Here is a 25,360-nt window from a genome sequence, read left to right as displayed (position 1 = left end):
GTGTCAAATATGACACTTGCGACGCCAACATGCTCGTTCAATCTGAAGAAGTCAAGGCAGGTAATCCGTATATGGAATTTGAAGTTCATGAGTGAACCAAAGAATGGGTCCCCGGTGGTGGAAAAGACGGCGCATCTGCTTGAGGCGGTTGCGGATGCGCGGACCGGAATTTCGCTCGGCGCATTGGTCGATCAACTCGGAGTGCCGCGTTCGACCGTCTATCGCATCCTCAATTCACTGACCGCGCATGGGCTTGTGGCTCGGGTAAATGGCGGGGCCTCCTACGAACTGGGGCCCAAATTCGTGCAGCTTGCGCGGCGTATTTCGCCCGGTGCGGATAGGGTGACATTGATCGAGGCTGCGAGGCCGGTTCTGGCGGCTGCGGCTGACAGGATCTACGAATCCTTCAGGCTGGCGGCACCCGAAGGCAATGAAATGATGACGATATTTGCGGCTTCCAGCCCTGGTGACTACGCTCTGTTCATCAAGGTCGGCGGCCGTTCGCGCAAGCATGTCGGTGCGGCCGGCAAACTTGCTCTGGCCTATTCCGACTACAACGAGATCGAGGTCTACTGCGCCGGCGGGCTGGAGGCCCGGACGCCGTATACGATCACCGATCCTGAGACGTTAAAGGAAGCGCTTGCGGAAATTCGCCGCAGCGGAAGTGCGGAAGACAATCAGGAATCCAATCTCGGCCTGCGAGCTTTCGCCGCTCCCATATTCGATTCAGCAAGTCGCCTGGTCGCCACCGTCAGCGTGCCGTTCATCGGCGAGGCGACGCCGGAGCGCGCTCGATCAATCAAGCGCGAGGTCCTCGACGCCGCTGCCATGGTGATGAAGGCTATCAATGGCGTTCATCCAATGTCCAAATAAGAAGCTAAAAATTCTTTATTGAACTCTCGTGTCGTTATGCTAGACCTCGCAGTCGGACAAACGGAGGTTATCATGACGGCGTTGGACCCCTCGGTTTACGCAAAGCTTTTGCGGACAAATTCGGCGACCCTGAGCAGCTTGCTGCTGAAGCGTGGGCTCAGGAACACCGCGGTTCGCGGCGTGCGACCGCTGGCCGCCGCCGAGAAACCGATGATCGGGCCGGCCGTCACCGTTCGCTACATTCCCGCCCGGGAGGATATCGACGGCTCGACATACAGTTCCGATCCGTCCAATCAGCAGCGCAAGGCCATCGACACGATACCCGAGGGGCACGTCCTGGTGTTCGATTGCCGCTCGTTGGCGGAGATTGCCGGGATTGGCGCGATGCTGGCCCGGCGCCTTGTCTACCGCGGATGCGCTGGCCTTGTGCTGGATGGCGGCGTTCGCGATACGGCCGATATCGCCCAGCTCGGGCTCCCGACCTATTGCATGGGACCGGCGGCTCCGGCCAATCTGGTTGCCCACCATGCTTCCGACATGAACCAGCCGATCGCCTGCGGTGGTGTCGCGGTATATCCCGACGACATCATCTTCGGCGACAGCGAGGCCGTCATCGTCATCCCTCGGGAATATGTGAACGAGATCGCTGACGAGGCCGTTGCAATGGAGGAGCAGGAGGAGTTCCTGAAGCTGGAGATCGAGTCAGGCAAACCGACACTTGGCGTCTATCCGCCAAACAAGGAAACGCTCGAGCGGTACCAGGCTTGGCGCAGGGCTCGCGTCGAGGCCGTTTGACGCCGGTGACTTGCCAACGTTCGGCGAGTTCGGCCCTGCAGCTTGCTCGGGGTGGAATCTTCATCTACGGCGACGCGCCGGGTCCCCGGCGATGTGGGTAAACTCAACGGCAATTCAAACGACCGGCATCAGCCGATTTTCGCGGCAGTCTTCTGAAGAACGGCGCCGCTCTCTTCAAACTCCGGCGGAGCTCCTATCGATTGTCGCCTGATGAGTGTGGTCGCAAGGACCCGGCAGCGTGGCGCATCGCCAGTGCCGGTAATGCGCCGAACAAGGATTTGCGCGCTTTCGAAGCCGAGGTCGTAGACCGGCTGGGCAATCACCGTAATCGGCGGGCTGGTCACACTTGTCCAGTCGGCATCGTGGAAAGCGATCAGCGACAGGTCTTGAGGGATGGATAGGCCCAGTCTACGAAGGGTCTTGAACACTTCAAGCGCCACCACGTTATCCGACGCGAGTATGGCAGTCGGCCTGTCTGCGCCCTGAAGCAGCTCGGAAATGATCTTGTCACCCTCGCCGCGGCGGTTGGCACCGAGCCGGATGTAGCGCTCCGGATGCTGGATACCGGCAGCCCGGCTTGCCGCGACGACGCCTTCTATTCTCTCCATCACCGTGCTCAGATTGATCTGGTGCGGTCCCCGGTAGATCGGGTCGTCCGACTCCGTGGCTGAGATGTAGGCGATGCGGCGATGGCCGGCTTCGATCAGGGCTCGCGTGGCGGCCTCGGCCGCCTGCCGATCGTCCGTAACGACGGCATCGACCCCAAGACCCGGGATGGTCCGGTCCAGAAGGACGAGGGGTCGGCCAGATCGCTGGACCTCGTGCAGGTGCTGTGTCTCATATACCGAAGCCGGAGTAACGATCAATCCATCCACGCGCTTGCCCAGCAAGACGCGTACGGCCGCCTTTTCCTTGGCGGCATCCTCGCCGGAATTGGACAGGATGACATCGAATCCGGCAGCGTGTGCCGCATCGCTGATCCCGCGCACGGCCTGGCCGAAATACGGGTTTTCGATATCGCCGACGATGACCCCGATCGTCTTCGATTTTCCGGTCGTCATGCTGCGCGCAAGCTCGTTGGCCTGATAGCCAAGCTTTCTTGCGGCTTCGCGAACCTTCTCCTTCACGACGGGGCTCGCTGTCCCGTAACTGCCGAGAACGCGTGCGGCGGTCGCCTTGGATACACCTGCGCTCTGTGCAACGTCCGAGATGGTGACAAGCCGCTTTGATGTCGTTCTCTTCATCATGTTCCGTGACATAGGCTGAGAAAAAAACGGCGTCAAGAAAATCACACCATTGACAGGTGAGACCGGTCTCAAATACGCTTGATACCGGTCTCATGAGCGAAAACGGGTGCTTTGGTACTCGGATGGACGACGCCCCTACGATAATCCAAGACGAAGGAACATGCAGTTGACAACCTCATCCTCCAGCCAGCGGATTGCCGTCATCGGTGGCGGTATTTTTGGTGTTTCCTCGGCGGTTCATCTGGCCCGGCTGGGCGTGCAGGTCACCCTTGTCACGGAAGCGGCGTTCGCAAGCGGGGCGTCCGGTCGGTCGCTGGCATGGCTCAATTCGGCACGTTTCCGTTCCACCGAATATCACCGTCTTCGGGTCGTCGGCATCGATCGCTACCGGACGCTGGCAAGCCGCAATGAAGGCGCTGCCTGGCTGCGCTTCGACGGTGGCCTGACATGGGATGCGGACGACGCGTCGAACCGGATTGCGGAAGCCTACGCTCACGAGCAATCGATCGGTTATGACTGCCAGCTGTTTGGCGCAGCGGAAGTTGCGAAGGTCACGCCCGGCATCAACACGGCCACGATTTCGCGCCAGGGCGCGATTTTCAATCCCGGTGAGGGCTGGGTGGATCTGCCTTCCCTGATCGATATCCTCCTTCAGGAGTTCGAAGCGCTTGGCGGCCAGGCCGTGGCCCATGCCGGAAAGGCGAGCGTCGACATCAAGGGTGGTCGGGCAGCCGGGGTCTCGACTGCAAATGGAACGTATATAAAGGCGGACGCCGTTCTCGTTGCCAGCGGCGCAGCCGTGCCGGAGATGGCAAAACAGGCGGGCCATGCCATTGCCGATGGAACCCCGATCGCCCTTCTTGTCAAATCGAAGCCTTTCAGATCTGCGGTGCGCGCCGTCCTCAATACGCCCAACATAGCGTTGCGCCCGACGCCGGACGGTGCGGTCGTCTGCGATTCCGCATGGTCGGAGGAAGAGCTCAATCGTGGGTCCGATGGGGCTTACGAAGTCAAGGACGAGACGCTTCGTCGTCTTCTTTCGGAAGCCTCGAACGTGCTCGAGGGCAATCCCACGCTGGAACTGGAAAGCTATCACTGCGGGCCGAAGCCTGTGCCGGGCGATGGGGAACCGGTGATCGGTCCGCTCGAGGGAATTCCGGGTTATTTCGTCGCCTTCAGCCATAGCGGCGCGACACTCGGCCTGATTGCCGGTGAGCTCATCGCGCGGGAAATCGTGACCGGGGAGGCGAGCCCTCTGCTTGCGAATTTCCGGCCGGCCCGTTTCGCGCAGAAAAGCCAGGCTTTGGCATCGTAAGTTGAGCTGCAGGGAGGAGATTGCAGATGACGGCGAAGGAGAAGAATTCGGAGATGGTCGATCCGGAAATTGCCGTCGAATTGTCCGGCGTCGACAAATGGTTCTCCATCCTCCAGGTGCTGCACGACGTCAACCTTACCGTCAGGTGTGGTGAAAAGGTGGTCGTTTGCGGTCCCTCGGGTTCCGGCAAGTCCACCATGATCCGTTGCATCAACTACCTGGAAAAGCACCAGAAGGGCCGCATCGTTGTCAACGGCACGGAACTGACGGACAACAGGAAGGTCATCGACCGTGTCCGGCAGGATGTCGGCATGGTGTTTCAGAACTTCAATCTCTATCCGCATCTCACCGTGCTCGAGAACTGCACGCTGGCTCCCCGCTGGGTAAAGGGCGTTGCGAGAAAGGATGCTGAGGCTGTGGCGCGCGCCTATCTGGAGCGGGTGCGAATTCCCGATAAGGCGGATTTCTATCCAAGCCAGCTGTCCGGCGGACAGCAGCAGCGCGCGGCGATCGCCCGATCGCTTTGCATGAGCCCGAAGATCATGCTGTTCGACGAACCGACCTCGGCACTCGATCCGGAACTCGTTCGTGAAGTCCTCGATACCATGGCGCAGCTGGCGAGCGACGGCATGACCATGGTCTGCGTCACGCATGAAATGGGTTTCGCGCGGCAGGTGGCGGATAGGGTGGTGTTCATGGACGCGGGCAGGATTATCGAGACAGCGCCGCCCGAGGAGTTCTTCAGCAATCCGAAGGAGAGCCGGACAAAGGCGTTTCTCAGCCAGATACTGCACTAGCGGGTCTGATTTCCTGCATCCGGACTGGTTGCGGCAAAAAGCATACGGACGGGCAAACGTTCGATGGCAAAACAATGAAACAAAGGGAACGACTGTCATGTACACATCCATCAGCATGCTTCGCCGCACGGCCGTAGCATTCGGCGCTCTTGCCGTCCTTGCGCTTCCGGCGCTGCCCGCCTCGGCTCAGGCCGTGCCCAAGGCGATCAAGGATGCCGGCGTGATCCGCATCGGCGTCAAATGCGATTCTCCTCCATTCGGGGCATCCGCCACCGACGGCAAGCCGGCCGGCATCGAGATCGAAATGGCGAAGCAAATCGGCATTGCCGCCTTCGGGGCCGCCGAAAAGGCGGAATTGAGCTGCGTGGCGACGGACGCCCGCATTCCCTCGCTGACGGGCGGAAAGATCGACCTGATCATTGCGACGCTCGGCAAGACGCCGTCGCGCGAACAGGTGATCGACTATTCCGATATCTATTACTGGGGCAGCAGCCGGGTGATCGTACCGAAGGACAGCAAGGTCCAGAAGCTGGCCGACCTCGACGGCAAGTCGATGCTCATCATCAAGGGTGGGTCGCAGCTGAAGTGGCTGAAGGAACGCATTCCGAGCCTGGAATTCGTCCAACTCAACACCAATGCGGACAATTTGCAGGCCCTGCAGCAGGGCCGCGCCGATGGCTATGTGGGCGATGCGATCACGATCGCGACGCTTGCGGCCAACTATCCCGAATTCCGCACGCTGGAAGAGCCCGTCGATCTCGGCTTCAATGGCGTCGGCGTCCGCAAGGGTGAGGACGAACTCAAGGCTTTCGTCAATGGTGTGGTCAAGAAACTGAAGAACGAGAAATTTTACTCAAAGACGGTGCCGGCCTTCGTCAAGGATCCGGTCGTCGCGGCAGAAATGGTAAAGTCCTTCGAAACGGATCCGCCGGCCGCAAAGTGAGCGAACCCGGTCCTGACGGTTTCGACCGCCAGGACCCCATGTTCACCGGTATTTTCGAGCAGGATGATGGCCATGGATTTTGCCTATATTCTCGACGCCCTGCCGGACCTGATGACCGGCCTCAAAACGACGCTGATCGTCAGCTTTCTCGCGATAATCCTGTCCTGCCTTATCGGCCTGTTAGGCGCGGTTTTGCGGACAAGCGGGATCAAGCCGCTGCAATATGCTGTCACGGCCTATGTGGAATTCATTCGCGGCACGCCCTACCTGGTGCAGATCTTCTTCATCTTTTATGGCCTTCCGAGCCTGGGATTGCGCTTCAGCATCTTCTGGTCCGGGGTCATTGCACTGACGGCCTGGGCAAGTGCCTTTCAGATCGAAAATTTCCGGGCCGGTCTCGCGGCCGTCGGCAGGGGAATGCATGACGCGTCGGCGTCGCTCGGCCTCAAGCGCTGGCAACATTCGGTATTCGTCATCCTGCCTCTGGCGACCCGCGCCGCTCTGCCGTCGGCGATGAATACGATCGTGGCGACGGTGAAGAATTCCGCATACCTGCAGGCGATCGGCCTGGTTGAGCTGACTTTTGTCGCCGTCGACCGGATCGCCTACGATTTCCGGGCGATCGAGATGTTCGCCTCGATTTGCGTGATTTATCTGATCTGCGTCTTCACCATTTCTGGCTTCGGCTACATGGTCGAACGGCGTCTCAGCCGACCTTTCGGCGGGAGGTAGACGATGCTGCTTCTGGAATTTCAGTCCTTCCTGCTGGACGGCCTCCTCAATACCCTGTTTCTCTCGTCGGTCATGATCGCCGGCGGCACGTTTTTCGCGGTGATCTTCGCAGCCGGTCTTTCCGCCCAATCGGCTTGGTTGAGAGGGCCTGTCTACGGCCTCGTCGAATGCCTTCGCGACATTCCGCTGATGGTCACGGTGCTGATGGTCTATTTCGTGCTGCCGCATGCGGGCCTGTCGTTCAATCCGTTCTGGTCGAGCGCGCTGAGCGTGTCGGTCTGGGGTGGGGCGAACGGTGCGCATATTATTCGCGCCGGCCTGCTGTCGGTGCCGAGCGGCCAGCGGGAAGCTGCCCTGTCATCCGGCCTGCGCGGCTGGAAAGGACTGTTCCTGGTCATCCTTCCGCAGGCGATGCCTGTCATTCTGCCCCCTTACGTCAGCCTCGTCACCAGCCTTACCCAGGCGAGTTCTCTCGGCGCGGTCCTCGGTGTCAACGAACTGCTGCGTTCGGCGCAAATCCTGATCGAGCAGACGACCATCGCGCGCGGAGGAAGCCCGGCCTATCTGGTCTATGGCTCCATCCTTGTGGTGTATTTCGCTCTTTGCTGGTCGATCTCTGCCTTGGGCGCGAAACTCGAGCGGCATTTCGCGAAACCATACCAGAGGACCAATGGCAAGACCGGGCTTGCGAAGCCGGCGGTGGCCCTGCAGATCAGCACGACCTGAACAGCTATCCTGTTCTTGATATAGGGCAGAACGAAATCTTCGGCTCGCCTTCAGAAAAGCGACTTTGGCCGCTTACTGCGATTGCCTGCTCCAAGGCCCTTTCAGAGGGTTTTGAGGCGTACGATCAACGTCCTTGAGCGGCGGACTGCGGTGAGGGCTGCGCCGAGCGCGATGATGCCGAGACCGATCATCAGGATCTGATTGTAGCCGCCCCACAATGGCTCAAGCACGGATATCAATCCTGCTGCGGTGATCGTTGCCATTCGGTGCTGCTTGGCCATCGGGCCGGAGAAATCGCTCGGATTTCCTGTGGCCCGGCCGAGTTCCCTGACGTAGGCCGTCAATACGGCAAAGGCGCCAGCGGCCCAGCCGAGGCCGGGTATGCCGATCCCATATCCGACGCCCGCGAAGATCAGGAGATCGGCGATGCGGTCCGGGAATTCGTTCCAGAACGGGCCGTCCGGCTCTCCCTTTCCGCCTTCGACGGCGACCATGCCGTCGAACAGATTGCAAAGCAGCCGGCCCTGGCAGCAAAGCACGGCCAGCAGCAGACAGGCAATGCGGGACCAACCGACCGTCTGTCCCGCCATATAGAAGGCGCTACCGGCAAGTGCCGCCGCAACCATGCTGGCCTGGGATATCTGGTTGGGGGTGATGGTTTTCGACGCCATCCATCGCGCGGCCGAGCCCGCCCAGCGGGTATTGCGGCTTGCCAGCGGTCGCCTGTCGCCTGTCTCGGTCATGTCCCGGCACCTCGTCTTGCGGAGATCGAATAATTGTAGATCGCGGCGTAGCTCGTCGATACCAGAAGCGGAACCGCGACAGTCTTGAGGATTTCCGGTGTGCCGCTCGCCGCATGGATCGCGACGAGAACGGCGGTCGAGCCGAGGCAGGCAATGAGCGGCGGCGCCCATAACCGGGTCAGGCCGTCAAAGCGCTTCGAAAGCCCGTCGATCACCGATTTCAGGAAAAGCGTCAGGCAGGCCGACATCACGCCCTGCACCAGACCGGAATAAAGCGGTCTTGGCATTGCATAGGCGCGATTGGCAGAGACGGCCCAGCCGCCCATGGCAAGAAACGCAAACAGCACATGCACCGTCCCGCTGCGTGCAAGCCGCCTCAGTGCATCCGGCATCACAGCGACCACCAGTAGCGCACGATATGGAAGAAGATCGGTGCCGAGAACACGACGGAATCCAGCCTGTCGATCAGGCCGCCATGACCTTCGATGAGATTGCCCCAGTCCTTGATGCCGCGGTCCCTTTTGATCGCCGACATCACCAAGCCGCCAAAGAAGCCCATCAGGGCGATGATGAAGGCGAGGAGCCCCGCCTGAACAGGCGTGAACGGGGTTATCCACCAGAGGGCAGCACCGATCAGAGTGGCGCTGATCACGCCGCCGACAAAGCCCTCGACGGTCTTGGATGGCGACAGTTTCGGTGCGATCTTGGTGCGCCCGAACAGCTTGCCCCAGACATATTGCAGCACGTCGCTCAACTGGACGACGATCACCAGGAAGGCGATCAGCAGTACGTTGCGGCCGTCGTAGCCCGGTATGTTCAAGGTCAGCAGCGCCGGGACGTGCGAGGCGCAGAAGACGCAGATCATCAATGCCCACTGCACCTCCGCAATGCGGATCAGGAAACGCTCCGTATCGCCCCTGAGCACCGAGATGATCGGCATCAGCAGGAACGCATAGACCGGAATGAAGATCGAGAAGATGCCGTATTGTTCGGCCCAGAGCAGATAATACTGAATCGGTACCACGACGAAGAAGGCGGCCGCCAGTGCCCAGTGATCGGCCCTGCGGGTGTTGATGAGGGTCACAAATTCCCGGAGCGCGGCAAAGGAGCAAAAACCGAATAGAACGAGAACCCCGATGCGGCCCGCCACGAAAGCAATGCCGATCAGGATAACCATGATCCACCAGGCCTTGATCCGGGCGTTGAGGTTTTCGATCGCCGCGTTCGAACCGTTTGGCGAGAGGCGCTGCTGCAGCACGTAACCAATGGCCGATGCGAGGATGAGTACGCCGAAGATACCGGCCACCAGCGTCAAGAGATCGGAACTCGCGGCACTCATTCACCACTCCCTGCAGGCTTGGGGGACAGAGCTAGAAGAGCCGTCTGCATGCGTTCAAGGAAAGCGTCCTTGGCCTCATCCGGTGCCAAGCGCAGAGCGCTGCCGAAGGTGACGGTGCAGATCAGCGGTATCGGGACGATCTCTCCCTTTGGCATCACCCGGTTGAGATTGTTGATCCAGACCGGGACCAGTTCTATGTCTGGGCGTGCCGCCGCCAGATGAAAAATCCCGCTTTTGAACGGAAGGAGAGGGGCATCGGACTGGTTGCGCGTGCCTTCCGGAAAGAGGATCAGGGATGAACCAGCGTCGATCGCCGCGGCCATTTGCGTGACGGGATCCTCAGTCCGCTGGTCTCGCTCCCTGGCGATCAGAACCGCATTGAAAACGTCACGGCCGATAAAGCGGTTAAGCTGCGATTTCAGCCAGTATTCAGCGCCGGCAACCGGACGAGCCTGATGACGGAGCCTTGGCGGCAACACCGTCCAGACCAGGACGAAGTCACCATGGCTGGAATGGTTGGCGAAATAAACGCAAGGGCGGGTGGGCAGGCCCTCCTCGGGCCAGATGGCGCGAACCGCCGTGACCGCACGGGCAAATACGACGATCGCCGCCGCCGCGGCCTTTGTTATAAAAGCCTTCATTCGTCCCCCGGTCGACGTGAGCGATAGCGCTGATCGAACTCTAGCATTGTCACGGTCGGAAGAAAGGGACTTTGGAACATTCCAACGAAATACAGCACCGATGCCGTTGCGCTTCCCGTTGAACCGCCTCGGTCATCCGGACACCGGAAATCCACCCGGATTGCTTGTCAGCAATCCTTCTCACACGAACTTTATGGACAGGGCAGGAATATAATTGACGCAGCTGCGTTAACGCACGGGAACGCATTTCGAGAATGCCATGTGAATTCGGAGGATGATGGTCGAGCTCACACACTGGCAAAACCGCTAACGAAAGCTAATCGACCCAAGGTCGAGAATCGACAATCCAAGGTTGGGCTGGCACTAGGCGGCTTCTGACGACTAGATCGAACGATAATGGAAGTTTATCGTTCATTTTTATGAACAGACATGGTGTGCGGTTCTGGCAGAAATCAGCGCGATAAACCGCTCAAGCAAAAGACGGTGCTAGGCATGGATTCGCGCTCCCGCTACCATCGGACCAGCCGAAACAGCCGACAATTCCGGCCCGGCGATTGCTGACAGTTTTCCTTTGATCTCGTATCGGTATTCTGCCCCCGCTTTTGTGGGTAAACGATAACGCTCGACACCAGCTCCCGAAACACAGTCCCGAACTCTGGGGGAGGGCATCTCCCTTGCTTTGCACGATTTCCGCCAGCTGCTCGATGTTCTGTCGGAACCGCTCAATCGCCCGCGGCTTCAGGATGACGATGTTCGAGACAGGCTCATCGCGGCCAGATCAGCCTTTATGGCATCTCGCTCCCTCCTCAAATCCGGCATGATGGCGGCTACGTCGTCGTCTTCGATTTGCCCCCGTGAAATCTGATCGATCATCCCACGAGGATTACCACAAGGAGCGCCTGGCGGAGACCAGAGCTCGTGAAGCCAGCTTCAATGAGCGCCTTCACGCCGAGGAGGTCCGCGGCAATGACGTTGACCGGAAGATCGACAATCTCACCTGTCGGGTCACGGTTGCCGAGCAGTCCGCCGTCAATATCACCTCATCCATCAAGGATCTCCAGACCGGCTTCAACAAGCAGGCGTCCGACATTCAGGTGGTGAAGGAGATATTGCAACGCATGGAGGCAGCACAACAGGGCCGGCCGCCGCGTTGACCACCCCTTGAGTTCGTGAGCATATTCCATCCGCGATCCACAGCGGACCTGGAGCCCCGTAGCCTTCACCGGCTGCGGGGCTTTTTCGTTCCGGCGGGGTATCGCAATGAGGCGTCAAGGGTGAAGCAGGCATAGAAAAGCCCCACCAGCAGGACTGACGGGCAGGGCTCCATGTCGGGAGTAGAGCGCGGTCGCACCGCGTCCGTTCTCCCGGAAAAGACCTCGGTCACCCATTTGTCCTTGGCGATGTGAGCTTTCCCGGCCTCCTGATGATGTTCTAACCGTTCGGGTGCTGAACGGTTCCTTGTGCCGGCTCAATGATCGCGCTGCTCCCGCTCAAATCAGTGCCCTGTAGACGAGCACCGTGATTATGGCGAGCAGGCTAACGCTGGCGCCCCTCTTTTTCGAACGAACCATAAGAAAACGTTCCGCATCCCATTCATAAGTCATCGGCACCTCCCTAATTTAGTGATGGCTTATTTGGCGAAGGAAACTTGCGCGGCGCTTGACCTAACGAGTTAGGAGGGGCGGAGCGCCAAGTCAGGTGCATGCGTCACGATTGAGGAAACTGACGGGACGCGGCCTCCCAACAGCGGTCAGGGGCTTTTCCCGTCGATCTGGATCTCCGTTCCCGTATCCAGCACGATATGCAGATCACGGATCATGCCTGCTGCGTCCAGTAAGGCACGTTGAACCCGAGCATCACCAGCGTTTCCAAAGGGAATGGCAGCCGCTACGATCTGAAGCTCGTTGAGCTTATCCGGACGGCCTCCGACGATCGGAATTCCGACAGCCTCCCGCATGTCTCGGATCGTAATGCAGGCTCGCTCTAATAGCCGCCGGCGCTCATAGCCACCAACTCTATTTATTGCGTTCGCGGCTCGTATAAGCTCTGGAATGAAGTCGCTCGTCGAGGTCAATGCAGCGTGTCCCCATCGGGCACCATACCCACCGAATTCATGAAGTCGGCCAAGGTATCGGCGCTGTCTTGCGGGAGGTCGAGATACGGTTTTCCGCCGATGAACACGGTTCTTCCGGTCGTGGTGTCGAATATCTCCCACGTCGCCCGGCCGTCCTTTCGGATGTCGAAGCGAGGTCCCCCTTTCACCGTCATAGGGTTGCCCTCTGACGCCGGTAGGTGGTTGGTGGTGGGAGAGCTTCATGCGCCTGGGCGAGCGTTTCCAACCAAGCCGCAAGGCCAGCGGGCACTGCTTCGTTTCCCGTCTCCAGCGCCTCGATCAACGACAGGTCGCATTGCAACGCCGACGCCAGGTTGATTGGCGTCCAGCGGATGTGACGCAGGCATTGGTTGAAGCGGTCGGGACTCATGGATCAGCATTGTCACCCTAAGGGCGAAAGTCAAGTTGCAATGGCAGATCGTGAGTTGCAAAGCGCCCACCTACATGAGGTTGGGCGGGTGGTGGAGATCCCATAGGAGCCTGACACAGGCCGTGCTTGATCCCTGGGCCGGGCAACGAGCAAGCGGATAGGAGAGTAAGGAACGCGATCAGACCGGTCCGGTCCTACTGCTGGAAATACAGGCCACTCGAATACTGGGACCAGGAAAGGCTTTTGACAGGCCTGACATGCGCTACCTGCCGGACCGACTTGATGGGGCGCACCGAGCGGACTGATTTTACGGGCGAGACGCTACGCACAGGCCTGGTTGGCCCGCCGCTCGCCGCTGGCGAAAACAACGCGGGCTTGTTTTTGCGGTCGTAGAGCCAGCCATCGCTAAACCAGCCCAGCAATTTTCCGTTGAAAGCATAGATTCGATCGTCGCTGAAGTAGCCAACGGGCTTTCCCGTCCAGAGATACACATGCTCTCCGTCCGGCGTGTAGCAAGTCGCCTTGCCGCCTTTGTCAAAAAATTCCACGAGGTCCTCCGTTCGGTACTATCTTCAATGTATAATTTAGGAAGAGGTGATCGGCGATGGAAACCTTGATAGCTCCAAGGCTACGCTCGTCCCGGGTCTCGCGCTCTTGAAAGAGCGCCATAATGCGTTGCGCCGGCTGCCGTTCGGCTTCGTCGAAATCGGTCCACGCAAGAGATGACATAGTTTAAACCCCTCGATTTTATTGAGTATCGTTGGCAGGGTGAGGGCGACAGTGCCGCGTGTTAAGCACGATCGTCCCCGCCAGTTCTGACCTGTGAATTGGCAGTAAAACCACATTCGATTCCGAGAGCTGCTGGACCGGTGGAGTGGGCACTGGAGCCGCGAGTATCGGATTTTGTTGGTGCCTTTGCGAAAGCACCGTATCTGGCGCTAGCGTTCTCCAAATCAACGAGTTGTACCAATTTGCGTAGGATCTGCGGACGGCACGCTGGCATCAGCCAATTCCAACCGCCCGTGATCGACCCAGAATATTGCTAGCCCCTTTAACGGATGCTGCGGGAACAGCTTTGCCAGCAACCCTGCATAGCTGGAGAGTTGGGGCCAGTAGGGGCCGAAGCCCTCGCCACTGCCACCGGATTTGTGGTCAATGAGCAGGCACCCCTTTGGTCCAATGGCTAGAAGGTCAATCGTGCCTGGGATCTCGGCCCCATCTCGAGTGAAACCAAGCACCGGGATTTCGGCGGCAAGGTCTGTATAGCCTTCCGCCGCGAGCCATTTTTTCAGTGCGTTGGCACGCTCGGAAATTAGTTCGAGTGTACCCTCGTCCACAGACGTGGCAGATAGCAACCTAGGCGCCAAGTCAGGCCGGTTTAAGTAGGTGCGCAACGCCAGATGCAGTGCAGTGCCACGTGCCGCGTCGTTGACTGTTTTTGACCAGGGCTCGCCGAGAGCAATGCTGCAGGTTTCAGGCACTTTTCCCATGCTACGGCTTTGGGAAGGTTGCAGCCGCCAGGGCGAGAGTGGCGTTTCAGCCAAAGGCCTAGCCGGCCCGAACCGAGGTGCCACGTTGACGACGCGATTTGCAAATTCGGTGAAGCCCACCTGCTCTGGCATTTGCTTAATGACTGCGGGGCAATCGATACCACCGACCTTCAAGGAGTTAGTCCCGATCTGCGGTGCACAATTATCCATGAAGACATGGAACAGGTTTGTCGCTTCTGGCGTGCCATCCTCCCGTTCTTTGAGGAAACCGGGCCATTCCAGCACCACCCGGTCACGCGCCCGGGTGAGGGCGACGTAGAGCAAGTTCTTCGCATTGGCCTCGAAATCTGCCCGCCGATCTTCGATAAACCGGCGCGTAGCCTCTGGAGCCGCGAATCCGGGGGTGTGGACAAGCGCGGCGGAGTCAAGCACCACTGCCATATTGTCGATCCGGTCCAATGCATCGAAACGTGTCGTCGTGGAGCCGGGCCAATCCTCAATGCCGCTATCGAGTTCGGCGACTACCGTAATCGGCCATTCGCGGCCCTTCGAGGCGTGCCACGTTACGATCTCGACCGCCTCGGCGCTATTGGCGGCTGGGTCGGGTCGACGGTCAAAATCGCGCTCACCCGCTCGGGCATCGAGCCAGCCGAGAAACACCTTCGCTGTTTCACCATGGAATCCTGAGGCGGCTTTGAGGTCGCGGTGCGCGCCCTCGAATTCATTCGCCTCAGCCTCCAGCCGCAGGAGATCGGCGCGGGATCCCGCTGCGTCGGGTTGGCTGTCTGCCCAAAGCCGGAGGCCTGTGACCGACAGCACCAAATCCAATGCCGCGCCGATCGGCAGACTTGCCATTTGATCGGACAAGGCTGCAAGGCGGATCAGGACCGGGTCATCAACCAATCGGCCATCAGTTTGGGCGGAAAGTGCAGCTTGCAGAAGTAATGGATCGGGACCAAGCGTACGCAAGAGCAGCCCGGAATGAATGTCGGCCGGGTTCGCGGCAAACGCAAGTGCGGCGCGGGCGGCGACAACAACGGGGCTCTTGGCCCAGCCGTCCTCGCTGATGCGGACAGGGACGCGGCGAGCTCGTAGCTCCTCGGCATAACGGGCAGCTGTGGTGTGCCGGCAAACTAGCAGTGCGATATCCGATGGCCTTGCAGGGCGCGCTGCCTTGGTAAACCGGTCGGTTATTGTCTCACCATTTGTCAGGATGTTGGCGATGCGCTCAGCAATATGTTCCTGTGGTTTCGATGCGGTGCGAACGCCACGCGATTTGACCGCAATCAATACCTCGAGTGCCGGACCAGAGATCGGATCGCGCGTCGATGTTAGAGAGTTGTAGTCTGCGCCGAATAGGCCCGCTCCCATGGCGTTGACAAATTGCATCACAGCCGGCGTCGATCGCCAGTTGCGATCGAGCGGCTGGGTTGAATCTGGGTTCGCCGACGCCAGAGCCTGCGACAAGCGCGGGTCGGCGCCCTGAAACCCATGATCGACTGTTTAACGTCGCCGACCAGCAGTGTGCGAGTCGCATATGCGCCGATCTGCCAAAGGAGGGCGAATTGCACCGGATTGGTATCCTGGAACTCGTCAATGATGACGCAATCTATCTCGTCGAGCACGGCTTGACGCACGGCAGGATCAGTACGTAAAAGCCGTTCGGCCCCAGTGATCATGTCAGCGAAGTCGATCAGACCTAGCGCCTTTTTACGGCTCTCGTAGGCCTCCATCACCTCTTGTGCACAGGAGACTAGGCAAGACAGGTGCAGTTTGGCATCCGCTAGCGGGCCGGGATGGACGGGAAGGACGTCAGCCGCGGCCATAATAGCGGTGGCAAGGTCGTCGTATCCCTCGGGCGTCTTGCTGCTGCGGTTCGAGACAAACAAGCTGCGCAGGTCGTTCCAAAGCTTCCAGTCCCGGTTGAGAACATCGGGCGCGCGATGAACCCGTTTGAACAGTGCCAAATCCTTTTCGAGTTTTTCGACATTAGTTTTGGCCGTGATCTGGGCCATGCCACCTGCCGGAAAGGTGGCGACCATCGTCTGGATTGCTGCTTCCAGTGCATTTCGGGCAGCGGTAGGATCGGACAAAACTGTGCCATAGATCGTATCCAATCGCGACAGCGCCGGTGCGAGCAGGCCGCGATCGCGCCCTTTGTCACCAAGACCGCGAAGAAGATCAATCATCGATAGCACCCGGCTGCGTAAAGAGTCCTCGACTGTCTCGCCCTTCTGCCAGTTTGCTTCATAGCCGAAACGCTCAGGTTCAGCTTTGATCGGATCCAGCGATTTCGCATGTGCCAGCGCCTGACGGACTAGCAGGTCCCTTTCCGCATCGCCCAGGTGGCGTGGTTGCGGTGAGGCACCTGCCGCTAGCGCGTGTTCAGTCAGAAGCCTGAGGCCTAGTCCATGGATAGTCGAGACATAGGCGCGCTCAACCGCCATGGCCTCAGAAACGAGACCATCAGCTAGAAGCCCGGAACGTATACGCTCCCGCAGTTCACCTGCGGCGGCTTCAGTAAAAGTCACGGCCAGAATCCGCTCGGGTCTAACCACACCGCGTTTGATCCAATCAGAAAGCTGGGTCTTGATGCGGTGGGTCTTTCCAGCGCCTGCACCTGCGGGAACGATTACCAATCCGTGATCCATGATCATTTCACCTCGACCTGACGAATAAAGGCGGTGACTAGGGGAGAGCCGTCGGTCAGCGCATAGGGGGTGAAACCTGCTTCTTTCCTGAAGAACCCTTCATCGCCGGATGTATTAAGGACCACCCGGCCTGTGCTCAGCTCCGCAAGGCGAGCCACCAGCTTTTCCACGGCGCTATCACTCACGGCCTCTCCCATGTCGCGGGCGGGAGAACCGTCGGAAAGCGCTAGCCCAGAAGTTAGGAAGCCTCCGTCATTCATCAGGTGGTACGCAACGGCAATTTTGCGTCCAATTAAGGGGTCCATTCCGTCATTCTCGCGTCGGTGTGGCCGGGAGATCATGTCGCGGTAAAGCCCGGCCTGTAGATCCCAGGCTACCTCCATCCGCTTGCGCCGACCCAAGGTTCCGCTCTTCTTGTGATCGACGACGAGAAGAGTGCCATCCGGCAGTTCGAGGATCGCATCTGCCTTGCCATGCAAATGGATGCCGTGCGCTTCGCCCGCCAACCAGATCTCGTTGCCGATGATCTTCGCATTCAGCGCCAGCAGATGATCCCGCCAGCGCAAAGCGGCACCTAGGATCTCGCGTTCCAGTCCTCTGCGCTCCATCTCCCATGATGAGCTGCGCAGATACCCGGCATGGCGGGTTAGGGCACGATCATAGGCCTCCGGAACTGCAGCGGCCAGTGTTTCAGGATCCGGGACGGGCTGATCTTTCAAGAAGATATGTTCGAAGACGTCATGAGCGATATTGCCCTTGGTCATGACATTAAGTTCTTCGGCCGACCAGGACATATCCTCGGCTCCGACCTCAGCTAGGAGCCAAGCAAGCGGGCTGACGAGCAATGTTTCCAGCCGCGAAGGTGATTGCGGTCTTGCGGTTCCGTCATCCGTGCGGCGAAGAGAGAGGAGATCTTGGCCGGGAAAGTCCAGAGCTTCGGGCAGGTCGAGCTGCGTGGGTAATGGCGGGAGATGGTGATGCATAATCGGCCAATCAGAGGGCGCGAGACGCGACAGATCGGTGATTAGATCGCTCGCCTCATCGATGTCATGGATCGATCGCGCAACAAGTGACAGCCCTGCCGATGGCTGCAATCTAGCGCCCGACAGATCGCGCCAAGGGGTCAGAAAAGTGACGCTTCCTGAGGTTGCTTGCAATTGGTGATCAAAAATCGCAAGCCCCTGTGCCAGGCTCTCGGCCCGCCCGCGCAACGCAAGGCCGGTGGCCTCGCGGATCATGGAGATTTCGCTGTCCAGAAACATGGGATTGGCGCGCGGGCGTGTTGGATAAAACCCGTCAGTAAAGTCGGAGACGATCAAATGTCGGCAGGGCCGCCAAGGACTTTCATGCGCGAGCCACAGGCTCACTCCTTCAAGATTGCGCAGCGGATCGGGGCTAGCAGGCGGCATCACCTGAATGCCACGCAGTATCACCTCCCAATCGGGCGAGCCTTCGCCCGGGGGAACCGCTAGCAGGGCTCGAACCCGCTCACCTTCCGTAATCTGATCGCAGATACGATCGAGAAGAAAACGCAACTGCGCAAGGCTGCTCGCCGAGGCGCGGATATCATCCCAAAGTGCCTTATGCGCCGGATTTGCCGTAAGGATTTCACCCCGAAAATCTCCTCCCATCAGGGTTTCCGCTAGATCGCGTCCAGTCTGAGCGGACCAAGGCATTAACGGAGAAAGCACGAGGCTTGCCAGTACCATCGCGGGAATTGGTGGACGTTTGGCAAGTGCCAAATGGAGTGCAGTTTCACCAACTACATCGCGTTTCGGCATGTCCGCAGGTAGGCCCGACAGCGGTACACCTTGTGCAGAAAAAGCTCGGGCGATCTGATGTGGGCTGCCGGCCCGAAGGACAGCAATCTCGCGCGCCGGGGTGCCGGCATCGATCAGTGCGCGTGCGTGGGCGGCGGCGAAATCTGCACAGGCTGCGAGATCGCGCAGGCCGTGGAAGGCGAGGCTGTTGTCGATGGGACCAGCCTCAATCTGCTGGCTCGCCACTCCGCTCTGCAGGGCGTGCAGCCGGCTGCCAACAGCCGCCGCGCGATCGCATGGGGCGGTTGGGACTGATCCGAACTCGTTCTTTAGCCGGGCATACAGCGCCGCCATCGCGGCGGGCGCTAGCGGATCTAGTGAGCCTTCGACAACAGGAGTTGGGGTCAGAAAGCACCCATGTGGAAGGTTGATGACATGGTGCACCGGGGCGAGGCCTTCGGGCAAGGCGTCCCCCAATGCCCGCCATAGGCAGACCAACGCCAACAAGTGCCGCTTCGCTCGGCTTTCAGGCAGGCGATCCACCTCAGGCACCCTAAGGTCCGGTGTTGCAAGCACCAGATCCTCCAACGCAGCGGTTACAGAAGAAATCGTCTCGATTGGCGCATTTGCAAGGCTGTCCGCCCATACCGGGTCAGAGGTGTTGGCGATAACACGCCCAGGCACCCAGTCGGGCGCTTTGGGGGCGACAGACAGCTCCGCCAGGCCAGTATCTGTTAGTCTGTACTGCAGTCCAGAGCGTGGATCGGCGACGAGAAAAGGATAATGCATAGCAGCCCTTGAGAATGGCTATCTGAATGAGGCAACATCGTTCGTAACAGTGAGCGCAGCGATAATCTGCGATGAGATCAATTGTATATCGACAGATCGTCGGTTCAGCCATAGCGTGTGTGGGTGTCAATATCTGGCATGGTCGTTGACCAAGGAATTTGTCGTGCCGTTCTCTAAGTCTCAGGACCTCATCCGACTTGCGCGACTGGCCGCCACACGGCGGACCGGGATCAGCTTAGATGAAATTCGGGAGGAATTTGGCATCTCGCACCGAACAGCGCAGCGGATGACTGAAGCACTTGAGACGATGTTTCTTAATGTGGAGGCAGTCGACGGACCTGATCGTCGACGACGGTGGCGTGTCGCCGACCCGATAATGGAAAAACTGCAGCTGCGGCAGGAGACAGCGATCGAAGCGCTGGAAATCGCGGGCAAAACAGCGCGCAGTGATGGCCGTTTGCGCCACGCTGCCGCGCTAGACGACCTTCGCGGTGGATTGCTTGCTCGTCTTACGCCCAAAGATGCTCTTCGCACCGAGGCAGATGTCGAAGCGGTCCTACTAGGAATGGGATCGGTTGCACGCCCTGGACCACGTGTCAACTTGGTGCCTGCTGTGGTCGACGCTGTGATTGAAGCATTACGGGGACCATTCAGATTGCGGATGCGGTACGGAACCATGGATGCGCCCGAACGTGTTGTCGAGCCGCATGGTTTTTTGCTCGGGCACCGAAGCTATCTCGTGGCGCGCCAGCCAGAACGCGGCGATGAGATGCGGAATTTCCGGATGGATCGGATACTCAGCGCCCAGAGTTTGGATGAGAGCTTCAGTATCGCCGCCGGTTTTTCGCTTGAGGACTACACTGCGAGATCGTTCGGCGTCTACCAGAACCCGAAGCAGTATGACGAAGTCATTTGGCGCTTCGCTCCGCAAGCAGCAGCGCGGGCGGCTGAGTTCTCCTTTCACCCTAAACAGACAGTCGAGACACAAGAGGATGGAAGCCTCTTAGTACGCTTTCATGCGGCGGGCTGGCTCGAAATGGCGTGGCACCTTTATTCGTGGGGCGATGCAGTCGAGGTCGTCGCGCCCGAAGGGCTGCGTAAGTTCATAGAAAATTACCGCAGAACCGACTTCGATTCATTGCCATAATCCGCACTCGAATGACCGACTGACAAGTCGGCACCCCCATCGCTGAACCGGGATGACAGATTTTGACACCCCTGCACGGCTAGTATCGAAATGGCCCGGTTTCGAGGGGTTTTGATCAGGAGAAGTAGATGGCGAAGGGTAAAGGAAGCGGAAGCAATTTCCGAAGTGCAATCAGTGGAAGGTTTGTCACCGCCAAGCATGGGCGCGCAAATTCGAAAACGACCGTCCGGGAAGCGAAAGGTGGCGGGAGCACAGGGGGCACTTACAGGAGTGCCATTTCTGGCAGGTTTGTGACCACGAAATATGGCAGGTCACACCCGCGCACGACCGTTAAAGACAGCTGATCACAACATAAGAGGGTTTTTCAATGGCTCAATGTACAGCACCCAGGGAAGGGCATCGTTCTGCGAATGCGGCTGCTAACTGCCCAGCATGCCGTGGTAGCAGCCGTTACGGTGGCTATCGCAGCTATAGCAGTTACAATAGCGATTACGGGTCGTACTCCTCGTATTCGCCTTCTGCCAGCACCTCGGGAAACAGCGGTGGTGGATCAGGTCGGGTACGAGCGAAATGGTCGAAGGCCGGCTCTTCCATTTTGTACACACCTACAGAGGCGCGGGCGCTCACGCCAATCCGCGAGACTGCCGAGAACCGAGCGCAACTACCTGACCTCCGTGATGTTTTCCTTTGTCATGCTTGGGACGATCGGCAGGGGGATGCCAAGGCGCTGCATGACCTGCTCGAAGCACGTGGCGTATCAGTCTGGTTCAGCGAAAAGGACGTTGCACTCGGTACGTCGTTGCTTCGTGAAATCGACAAAGGCTTGGTGAAGTCGCGGGTCGGGATCGTGCTAGTGACGCCGGCATTGCTACGCCGCCTTCCTGCAGCCGGTGTTGCTGACAAAGAGCTTTCAGCGCTCTTGGCGACAGAACAGCTCGTACCTATCGTCCACAACACGACCTATGAAGCTCTTCGCAACGTCAGTCCCCTTTTGGCTTCGCGCAGCGGGTTGAGCACCGGGGAAGATACGATGGCAGTGGTGGCGGACAAGCTCGCCGAGCTCGTTGCGACCTAGCTTCATTAGGAATTGTTCCATGCTGAAAACTGATACCCGTCAAGCGAACTGGCGGCGAGCCAATCCGGCTAAATATGATGCTCATCTTGCCGTCCAGCGGGCGGTGAAGGCGGGTGACCTGGAGAAACAGACGTGTGAAGTATGTGGGACAAAGGCGGTCGATGCTCATCATGATCAGTACGACGAGCCGCTGAAAGTACGTTGGCTTTGTCGACTACATCACACCCGTCTGCACCATCGCGGTGAAGATATGTTCCCAATCCGGTTTCGAAATCGCTGCTAAAGGAAATTCACAAATCTTTCAATTGCTTGAGGTTTTAAGGCGGCGGGTCGTTGGTTCAGATCCTATCAAGGCGGGATATCTAAGCAGACAGGATGCTCGTCCTCGTCAATGAGCCTCTTGCAGTTTTGCGGCATTCTGCATATTTTGATATCAAAGCCATCATTTCTATAGAGGTGATATCAATGCCGGCAGTCACCATTCGAAACCTTTCTGACGAAACACATCGTGCTCTGCGCGTTCGAGCGGCTCATCATGGCCGGAGCACCGAGGCCGAGATCCGCGACATTATTGAAGCCGCTGTCCGTCCTCCTGAACGTATAAAGCTCGGTTCCTTGCTGACTGCCATTGGTCGCGACGCCGGGCTTTCCGACAGCGACGTTGAAGCCATACAGAAAAGTCGCGACAAGACACCTGCTGAACCGATGACCTTCGAATGATCTTGCTGGACACCAACGTTATATCCGAGCCTTGGAAACCGGTACCTGATGAGGCAGTAACCGCCTGGTTGGACGCCCAAGCTATCGAAACGCTTTTCCTTTCCGCGATAACGATTGCTGAACTTCGCTTCGGGATCGCTGCTATGCCGTCAGGGAAACGGCAAACTATCCTTCGCGACCGCCTTGAGGGCGAAGTGCTGCCCCACTTTTCCGAGCGCATCCTGTCCTTCGACCTGGCTGCTTCTCAGTTTTATTCCGAACTGATGGCACGCGCTCGAGTATCTGGGAGAGCGATTGGCACGGCTGATGGCTACATTGCAGCCACAGCGGCAGCAAACGGCCTCGCGATCGCCACTCGTGACACAAGCCCTTTCGAGGCTGCTGGGCTGAAAGTTACTAATCCCTGGTCCAGATAACTACGTGTGCATGTAGGTGCCGTGAGTTCGGATCCCATCACATCAGGATTTTTGTCAATTGTTCATTCGAGTGGCATCGTAGTTCTCCTTGATTGGTGGATCCACAGTCTAAGCCCATTGCAATTACCGGCCCGTCCTCGGGCCTGTACAACCTCATATGTGGAACGGCCCGCGGTGCAAGAGGCTTCGCAATCGACTTCACCCACGAGGACGGTGCGTTCATATGTACGGCCTGTGAGGGCGGTGCATGACCGCTGGCCTCGATGAGATCCGCGAAACGAGGAGCTGAATCACATCCACGCACTTTGGAGTGCACTGAGGTTGGGCTTCGCTCGTTCCGGAATTTCGTCCCATGGCTTCATCGTTTGCTATTGCACCTTGCATCTGTCGGCCGACGCCGGTCAGATCAGTTGTAAGTCCTGATACTCTTCAGGTTGCCACTACATTTGGGGATGGTTTCGGAGCATTGTAGAATCCGCCCTTATTCAGGAGGGCCCAGATGATCCGAGCCATCTTATTGGCCAACGCGACAGCGGCCACCTTGAATGGACGTCTGGCAAGTAGCGCCTTTAGCCAATGTCGTGCCTTTTCATCGTTCCGGGCAATCCGCAGAACGGCTGTCGCTCCGAGGACCAGGAGAACACGGAGTTCGGGATTCCCCATTTTCGAGATTCTACCCAATCGCTCTTTGCCTCCGCTGGAATGAGGCCTGGGGGTCAGTCCCACCCAAGCGGCGAAGTGCCGCCCGGACTTAAACCCACCGGGATCCGGAACCAAGGCTTTGATCGTCGCAGCGGTTATGGCACCAACCCCGGGGATCGTTGTCAGTCGACGCATGCTCTCATCGCGCTTCGATTCCGTAACGATTGTGCGCTCGAGCACGTCGATCTGAATGGCCAAGGCGTCGATCTGATCGACAATAGCTGCGAGGGCGAATCGCGCCGCTGTGGGTAATCGGGTATCTTCAGCTTCCCGAACGATGGTCATCAGTGCCGCGACGTTGGGAAGGCCGCCGGCCGCGATGATGCCCAGTTCGGCCAAATGTGCTCGTAGGGCATTAACCGATTGCGTTCTCTGTTGCACCAGAAGAGCACGGGTCTTCAGGACCATCGCATCCGCTTGCTGCTCGGCGGTCTTGATGGGGACGAAGCGCATGGTCTTGCGGATCACCGCTTCGCTGATGGCTTCCGCATCGGCCGCGTCCGTCTTGCCGCGCTTGACGAAAGGTTTGACGTAAGCCGGCGGAATGAGACGCACATCATGACCAAGTTGAGCAATCTCCCGCGCCCAATAGTGCGCGCCACCACATGCCTCCATGCCAACCAGGCACGGAGGCATCCTTTCGAAGAAGCGCAGCACTTCCGTGCGCCGTAGTTTCCGATTGAACAGGGCCGAACCTTCATTGTCGGCGCCGTGAACTTGGAAGACGTGTTTGGCCAAATCCAGCCCGATTGTGCTAACTTGCTTCATGGAACGGTCCCTCCTTTGTGGCGTTCGAGCAACGACCACGTTTTTAGCACTAGATGCTGTCGGAGCGGGCCGTTCCACCTCATCACATCCGGTCGCCGCTCTCCGCGGCTGCACCATTATCCCGCATTCGACGGCACGGGCTCAGGAGAACGGGACCAAACTCAAGATCGGCGTTTGAAAGCCAAAAGGATACCCGGTCCGTTCCACCTGGATCCGTCAGGGCTGATCAGGCCCTGAGGATTGGAAACTATATTTCGTAGGCACTTTTTGGGTCAGGCTGCTTTCATGATTGCACCTTCGATCACGATGCCAGAGTTCACGTATTTCCAAAGTGCAACGAGGAGCTTGCGGGCGAGGGCCACAATCATCGGCTTTTTCAGACGACCGCTGTTGCGCGTGATGCGCTCCTTAAACCAGCAAGTTAGCGCCGATTTCGGTTGGTGCCGCAACCATAGCCATGCGAGCTCGACCATGGTGGCTCGTAGACGCGGATTACCCGCCTTAGACACGCCCTGTTCGCGATTGACGTTACCACTCTGCCAAGGGGAGGGAGCAAGGCCTGCGTAAGATGCGATTTGGGGTCGATTGTCGAAGTGTCGGAACAGGCCTTCCGTGTAGAGTATTGTAGCGAATTCCGGCCCAATTCCTCTGATGCCTAAAAGAGCGGTCGCTTCCTTCGGCGTTTCCGGCGTCTCCTGGGCGATCAAGGCATCTCGCTCTGCTTCGACTGCCTTGATTTGTGTGAGTAACAATTCAAGGCGATCAAGCTCCCTGGAGAGCCACGTTTCCATGCCATCAAAGCGCGGATCAGCGTTTCGCCGTCGATGCGGTCGGTCTTCGCCCGGCGATGCCGGCGCGGCATGGCAATTGATGCGGCTTCTACAATGTGGCTCTCGATCCAAGCTTCTTTGCTCAGCACTCGCCCCAGCCAGAAACCATCCAGCCCGGCCTCTTGGATCACTACCAGTGGGTAAAGTATGTTCTTTCGCCGAATGGATTTCTGGCGAAGCGCTGCAAAGCATGCAAACAAGCCGGCGATATCGCCTCCAGTGACGGTGTGGCGGGACATTTTCTCACTGCCAGGCGACAGAGCTGTCACGAGCCATGTCGATTTGCTTAATTCCAACGAGACGAAAATTGCGCCAAGATCGACGAGAGTAGCGGTCTGCGCTTGAGATTGATCTGCTGTTACCGGCATGGTTGGCCTC

General features: G+C 58.7%; 27 protein-coding genes and 1 pseudogene. 13 read left to right on the top strand and 15 right to left on the bottom strand.

From position 1 onward, the window contains the following. Window positions 1-87: 87 nt before the first annotated feature. Together ACSQ3G_RS27275 and ACSQ3G_RS27270 are read left to right on the top strand one after the other, a co-directional pair. The gene (locus tag ACSQ3G_RS27275) at window positions 88-873 is read left to right on the top strand and encodes an IclR family transcriptional regulator (protein ID WP_436113204.1); all 786 of its coding nucleotides are present in this window, start codon (window positions 88-90) and stop codon (window positions 871-873) included. Window positions 874-945: 72 nt separating this feature from the next. After that, window positions 946-1,668 (top strand): ribonuclease activity regulator RraA, encoded by a 723-nt coding sequence (locus ACSQ3G_RS27270; RefSeq protein ID WP_436112484.1) that lies wholly within the window; start codon window positions 946-948, stop codon window positions 1,666-1,668. Between the two features lie 128 nt (window positions 1,669-1,796). On the opposite strand, the gene ACSQ3G_RS27265 is transcribed toward ACSQ3G_RS27270, so the two are convergent. Beyond that, window positions 1,797-2,915, bottom strand: coding sequence for a LacI family DNA-binding transcriptional regulator (locus ACSQ3G_RS27265; protein ID WP_436112483.1), 1,119 nt, complete (start codon window positions 2,913-2,915; stop codon window positions 1,797-1,799). A 166-nt stretch (window positions 2,916-3,081) separates the two neighbouring features. On the opposite strand from ACSQ3G_RS27265, the gene ACSQ3G_RS27260 reads away from it, so the two are divergent. The 5 genes from ACSQ3G_RS27260 to ACSQ3G_RS27240 all read left to right on the top strand — a co-directional run bounded on the left by ACSQ3G_RS27260 (window position 3,082) and on the right by ACSQ3G_RS27240 (window position 7,428). Then, a complete protein-coding gene (locus tag ACSQ3G_RS27260) occupies window positions 3,082-4,230 on the top strand; it encodes an NAD(P)/FAD-dependent oxidoreductase (RefSeq protein WP_436112482.1) in 1,149 nt (382 codons plus the stop codon). Between the two features lie 26 nt (window positions 4,231-4,256). Continuing rightward, window positions 4,257-5,027: an amino acid ABC transporter ATP-binding protein gene (locus tag ACSQ3G_RS27255; RefSeq protein ID WP_436112481.1), complete on the top strand. Its 771-nt coding sequence runs from the start codon at window positions 4,257-4,259 to the stop codon at window positions 5,025-5,027. Between the two features lie 97 nt (window positions 5,028-5,124). After that, the gene (locus tag ACSQ3G_RS27250) at window positions 5,125-5,970 is read left to right on the top strand and encodes a transporter substrate-binding domain-containing protein (RefSeq protein ID WP_436112480.1); all 846 of its coding nucleotides are present in this window, start codon (window positions 5,125-5,127) and stop codon (window positions 5,968-5,970) included. A gap of 72 nt (window positions 5,971-6,042) precedes the next feature. Beyond that, window positions 6,043-6,702, top strand: coding sequence for an amino acid ABC transporter permease (locus tag ACSQ3G_RS27245; protein WP_436112479.1), 660 nt, complete (start codon window positions 6,043-6,045; stop codon window positions 6,700-6,702). 3 nt (window positions 6,703-6,705) lie between these two features. Beyond that, a complete protein-coding gene (locus tag ACSQ3G_RS27240) occupies window positions 6,706-7,428 on the top strand; it encodes an amino acid ABC transporter permease (protein WP_436112478.1) in 723 nt (240 codons plus the stop codon). Window positions 7,429-7,529: 101 nt separating this feature from the next. Here ACSQ3G_RS27240 and ACSQ3G_RS27235 read toward each other — a convergent pair whose 3' ends face one another. From ACSQ3G_RS27235 to ACSQ3G_RS27220, 4 genes are read right to left on the bottom strand one after another with little or no spacing between them, the layout of a single operon-like run. Next, window positions 7,530-8,171, bottom strand: coding sequence for a CDP-alcohol phosphatidyltransferase family protein (locus ACSQ3G_RS27235; RefSeq protein ID WP_436112477.1), 642 nt, complete (start codon window positions 8,169-8,171; stop codon window positions 7,530-7,532). Continuing rightward, complete coding sequence (locus tag ACSQ3G_RS27230; protein WP_436112476.1) at window positions 8,168-8,563, bottom strand: hypothetical protein; 396 nt, start codon at window positions 8,561-8,563, stop codon at window positions 8,168-8,170. Before ACSQ3G_RS27230 ends, ACSQ3G_RS27235 begins: the two co-directional genes overlap by 4 nt. Further along, window positions 8,563-9,510 (bottom strand): phosphatidate cytidylyltransferase, encoded by a 948-nt coding sequence (locus ACSQ3G_RS27225; protein WP_436112475.1) that lies wholly within the window; start codon window positions 9,508-9,510, stop codon window positions 8,563-8,565. Before ACSQ3G_RS27225 ends, ACSQ3G_RS27230 begins: the two co-directional genes overlap by 1 nt. Further along, complete coding sequence (locus ACSQ3G_RS27220; protein ID WP_436112474.1) at window positions 9,507-10,151, bottom strand: lysophospholipid acyltransferase family protein; 645 nt, start codon at window positions 10,149-10,151, stop codon at window positions 9,507-9,509. Before ACSQ3G_RS27220 ends, ACSQ3G_RS27225 begins: the two co-directional genes overlap by 4 nt. Before the next feature lie 854 nt (window positions 10,152-11,005). Here ACSQ3G_RS27220 and ACSQ3G_RS27215 point away from each other — a divergent pair. Next, complete coding sequence (locus tag ACSQ3G_RS27215; RefSeq protein WP_436112473.1) at window positions 11,006-11,305, top strand: hypothetical protein; 300 nt, start codon at window positions 11,006-11,008, stop codon at window positions 11,303-11,305. Between the two features lie 596 nt (window positions 11,306-11,901). Here ACSQ3G_RS27215 and ACSQ3G_RS27210 read toward each other — a convergent pair. From ACSQ3G_RS27210 to ACSQ3G_RS27175, 8 genes are all read right to left on the bottom strand, one after another. Continuing rightward, window positions 11,902-12,108 carry a hypothetical protein gene (locus ACSQ3G_RS27210; RefSeq protein ID WP_436112472.1) on the bottom strand — a complete coding sequence of 69 codons (207 nt, stop codon included), beginning with the start codon at window positions 12,106-12,108 and terminating at the stop codon, window positions 11,902-11,904. Between the two features lie 113 nt (window positions 12,109-12,221). Next, window positions 12,222-12,419, bottom strand: coding sequence for a hypothetical protein (locus tag ACSQ3G_RS27205; RefSeq protein WP_436112471.1), 198 nt, complete (start codon window positions 12,417-12,419; stop codon window positions 12,222-12,224). Then, window positions 12,416-12,634 carry a hypothetical protein gene (locus ACSQ3G_RS27200; RefSeq protein WP_436112470.1) on the bottom strand — a complete coding sequence of 73 codons (219 nt, stop codon included), beginning with the start codon at window positions 12,632-12,634 and terminating at the stop codon, window positions 12,416-12,418. The genes ACSQ3G_RS27205 and ACSQ3G_RS27200 overlap by 4 nt, the downstream gene beginning before the upstream one ends. Window positions 12,635-12,828: 194 nt before the next feature. Then, complete coding sequence (locus tag ACSQ3G_RS27195; protein ID WP_436112469.1) at window positions 12,829-13,182, bottom strand: 4-fold beta flower protein; 354 nt, start codon at window positions 13,180-13,182, stop codon at window positions 12,829-12,831. Then, window positions 13,169-13,363, bottom strand: a complete 195-nt coding sequence (locus tag ACSQ3G_RS27190) for a DUF6361 family protein (protein ID WP_436112468.1) — start codon at window positions 13,361-13,363, stop codon at window positions 13,169-13,171. The genes ACSQ3G_RS27195 and ACSQ3G_RS27190 overlap by 14 nt, the downstream gene beginning before the upstream one ends. 224 nt (window positions 13,364-13,587) lie before the next feature. Beyond that, complete coding sequence (locus tag ACSQ3G_RS27185) at window positions 13,588-15,591, bottom strand: 3'-5' exonuclease (RefSeq protein WP_436112467.1); 2,004 nt, start codon at window positions 15,589-15,591, stop codon at window positions 13,588-13,590. Beyond that, window positions 15,513-16,781, bottom strand: coding sequence for a UvrD-helicase domain-containing protein (locus ACSQ3G_RS27180; RefSeq protein WP_436112466.1), 1,269 nt, complete (start codon window positions 16,779-16,781; stop codon window positions 15,513-15,515). The genes ACSQ3G_RS27185 and ACSQ3G_RS27180 overlap by 79 nt, the downstream gene beginning before the upstream one ends. Beyond that, window positions 16,778-19,324 (bottom strand): PD-(D/E)XK nuclease family protein, encoded by a 2,547-nt coding sequence (locus ACSQ3G_RS27175; protein WP_436112465.1) that lies wholly within the window; start codon window positions 19,322-19,324, stop codon window positions 16,778-16,780. Before ACSQ3G_RS27175 ends, ACSQ3G_RS27180 begins: the two co-directional genes overlap by 4 nt. A 163-nt stretch (window positions 19,325-19,487) precedes the next feature. On the opposite strand from ACSQ3G_RS27175, the gene ACSQ3G_RS27170 reads away from it, so the two are divergent. From ACSQ3G_RS27170 to ACSQ3G_RS27150, 5 genes are all read left to right on the top strand, one after another. Further along, on the top strand, window positions 19,488-20,471 hold the full coding sequence (locus tag ACSQ3G_RS27170) for a helix-turn-helix transcriptional regulator (protein WP_436113203.1): 984 nt from the start codon (window positions 19,488-19,490) through the stop codon (window positions 20,469-20,471). A gap of 367 nt (window positions 20,472-20,838) precedes the next feature. Next, the gene (locus ACSQ3G_RS27165) at window positions 20,839-21,546 is read left to right on the top strand and encodes a toll/interleukin-1 receptor domain-containing protein (protein ID WP_436112464.1); all 708 of its coding nucleotides are present in this window, start codon (window positions 20,839-20,841) and stop codon (window positions 21,544-21,546) included. Between the two features lie 19 nt (window positions 21,547-21,565). Then, window positions 21,566-21,829, top strand: coding sequence for a hypothetical protein (locus ACSQ3G_RS27160; RefSeq protein WP_436112463.1), 264 nt, complete (start codon window positions 21,566-21,568; stop codon window positions 21,827-21,829). Between the two features lie 182 nt (window positions 21,830-22,011). Then, entirely contained in the window at window positions 22,012-22,266 is a 255-nt protein-coding gene (locus tag ACSQ3G_RS27155; RefSeq protein WP_170283097.1) for a FitA-like ribbon-helix-helix domain-containing protein, read from the top strand. After that, complete coding sequence (locus ACSQ3G_RS27150) at window positions 22,263-22,682, top strand: type II toxin-antitoxin system VapC family toxin (protein WP_436112462.1); 420 nt, start codon at window positions 22,263-22,265, stop codon at window positions 22,680-22,682. Before ACSQ3G_RS27155 ends, ACSQ3G_RS27150 begins: the two co-directional genes overlap by 4 nt. Window positions 22,683-23,111: 429 nt before the next feature. Here the strand turns inward: ACSQ3G_RS27150 and ACSQ3G_RS27145 are convergent, their stop codons facing one another. Beyond that, window positions 23,112-24,152, bottom strand: a complete 1,041-nt coding sequence (locus tag ACSQ3G_RS27145; RefSeq protein WP_436112461.1) for an IS110 family RNA-guided transposase — start codon at window positions 24,150-24,152, stop codon at window positions 23,112-23,114. A 272-nt stretch (window positions 24,153-24,424) separates the two neighbouring features. After that, window positions 24,425-25,350, bottom strand: a pseudogene (locus tag ACSQ3G_RS27140) (transposase). Between the last annotated feature and the right edge of the window lie 10 nt (window positions 25,351-25,360).

This window comes from Neorhizobium tomejilense, assembly GCF_964254135.1.
Lineage (GTDB): Bacteria > Pseudomonadota > Alphaproteobacteria > Rhizobiales > Rhizobiaceae > Neorhizobium > Neorhizobium tomejilense.
This window is presented reverse-complemented; position numbering and strand designations above follow the sequence as displayed.

Coding starts and splice junctions, on each gene's coding strand:
- ACSQ3G_RS27275 (WP_436113204.1), top strand. CDS start 88: ATGAGTGAACCAAAGAATGGGTCCCCGGTGGTGGAAAAGACGGCGCAT.
- ACSQ3G_RS27270 (WP_436112484.1), top strand. CDS start 946: ATGACGGCGTTGGACCCCTCGGTTTACGCAAAGCTTTTGCGGACAAAT.
- ACSQ3G_RS27265 (WP_436112483.1), bottom strand. CDS start 2,915: ATGATGAAGAGAACGACATCAAAGCGGCTTGTCACCATCTCGGACGTT.
- ACSQ3G_RS27255 (WP_436112481.1), top strand. CDS start 4,257: ATGACGGCGAAGGAGAAGAATTCGGAGATGGTCGATCCGGAAATTGCC.
- ACSQ3G_RS27250 (WP_436112480.1), top strand. CDS start 5,125: ATGTACACATCCATCAGCATGCTTCGCCGCACGGCCGTAGCATTCGGC.
- ACSQ3G_RS27245 (WP_436112479.1), top strand. CDS start 6,043: ATGGATTTTGCCTATATTCTCGACGCCCTGCCGGACCTGATGACCGGC.
- ACSQ3G_RS27240 (WP_436112478.1), top strand. CDS start 6,706: ATGCTGCTTCTGGAATTTCAGTCCTTCCTGCTGGACGGCCTCCTCAAT.
- ACSQ3G_RS27235 (WP_436112477.1), bottom strand. CDS start 8,171: ATGACCGAGACAGGCGACAGGCGACCGCTGGCAAGCCGCAATACCCGC.
- ACSQ3G_RS27230 (WP_436112476.1), bottom strand. CDS start 8,563: ATGCCGGATGCACTGAGGCGGCTTGCACGCAGCGGGACGGTGCATGTG.
- ACSQ3G_RS27225 (WP_436112475.1), bottom strand. CDS start 9,510: ATGAGTGCCGCGAGTTCCGATCTCTTGACGCTGGTGGCCGGTATCTTC.
- ACSQ3G_RS27220 (WP_436112474.1), bottom strand. CDS start 10,151: ATGAAGGCTTTTATAACAAAGGCCGCGGCGGCGGCGATCGTCGTATTT.
- ACSQ3G_RS27210 (WP_436112472.1), bottom strand. CDS start 12,108: ATGCGGGAGGCTGTCGGAATTCCGATCGTCGGAGGCCGTCCGGATAAG.
- ACSQ3G_RS27205 (WP_436112471.1), bottom strand. CDS start 12,419: ATGACGGTGAAAGGGGGACCTCGCTTCGACATCCGAAAGGACGGCCGG.
- ACSQ3G_RS27200 (WP_436112470.1), bottom strand. CDS start 12,634: ATGAGTCCCGACCGCTTCAACCAATGCCTGCGTCACATCCGCTGGACG.
- ACSQ3G_RS27190 (WP_436112468.1), bottom strand. CDS start 13,363: ATGTCATCTCTTGCGTGGACCGATTTCGACGAAGCCGAACGGCAGCCG.
- ACSQ3G_RS27180 (WP_436112466.1), bottom strand. CDS start 16,781: ATGATCATGGATCACGGATTGGTAATCGTTCCCGCAGGTGCAGGCGCT.
- ACSQ3G_RS27175 (WP_436112465.1), bottom strand. CDS start 19,324: ATGCATTATCCTTTTCTCGTCGCCGATCCACGCTCTGGACTGCAGTAC.
- ACSQ3G_RS27165 (WP_436112464.1), top strand. CDS start 20,839: ATGGCTCAATGTACAGCACCCAGGGAAGGGCATCGTTCTGCGAATGCG.
- ACSQ3G_RS27160 (WP_436112463.1), top strand. CDS start 21,566: ATGCTGAAAACTGATACCCGTCAAGCGAACTGGCGGCGAGCCAATCCG.
- ACSQ3G_RS27155 (WP_170283097.1), top strand. CDS start 22,012: ATGCCGGCAGTCACCATTCGAAACCTTTCTGACGAAACACATCGTGCT.
- ACSQ3G_RS27150 (WP_436112462.1), top strand. CDS start 22,263: ATGATCTTGCTGGACACCAACGTTATATCCGAGCCTTGGAAACCGGTA.
- ACSQ3G_RS27145 (WP_436112461.1), bottom strand. CDS start 24,152: ATGAAGCAAGTTAGCACAATCGGGCTGGATTTGGCCAAACACGTCTTC.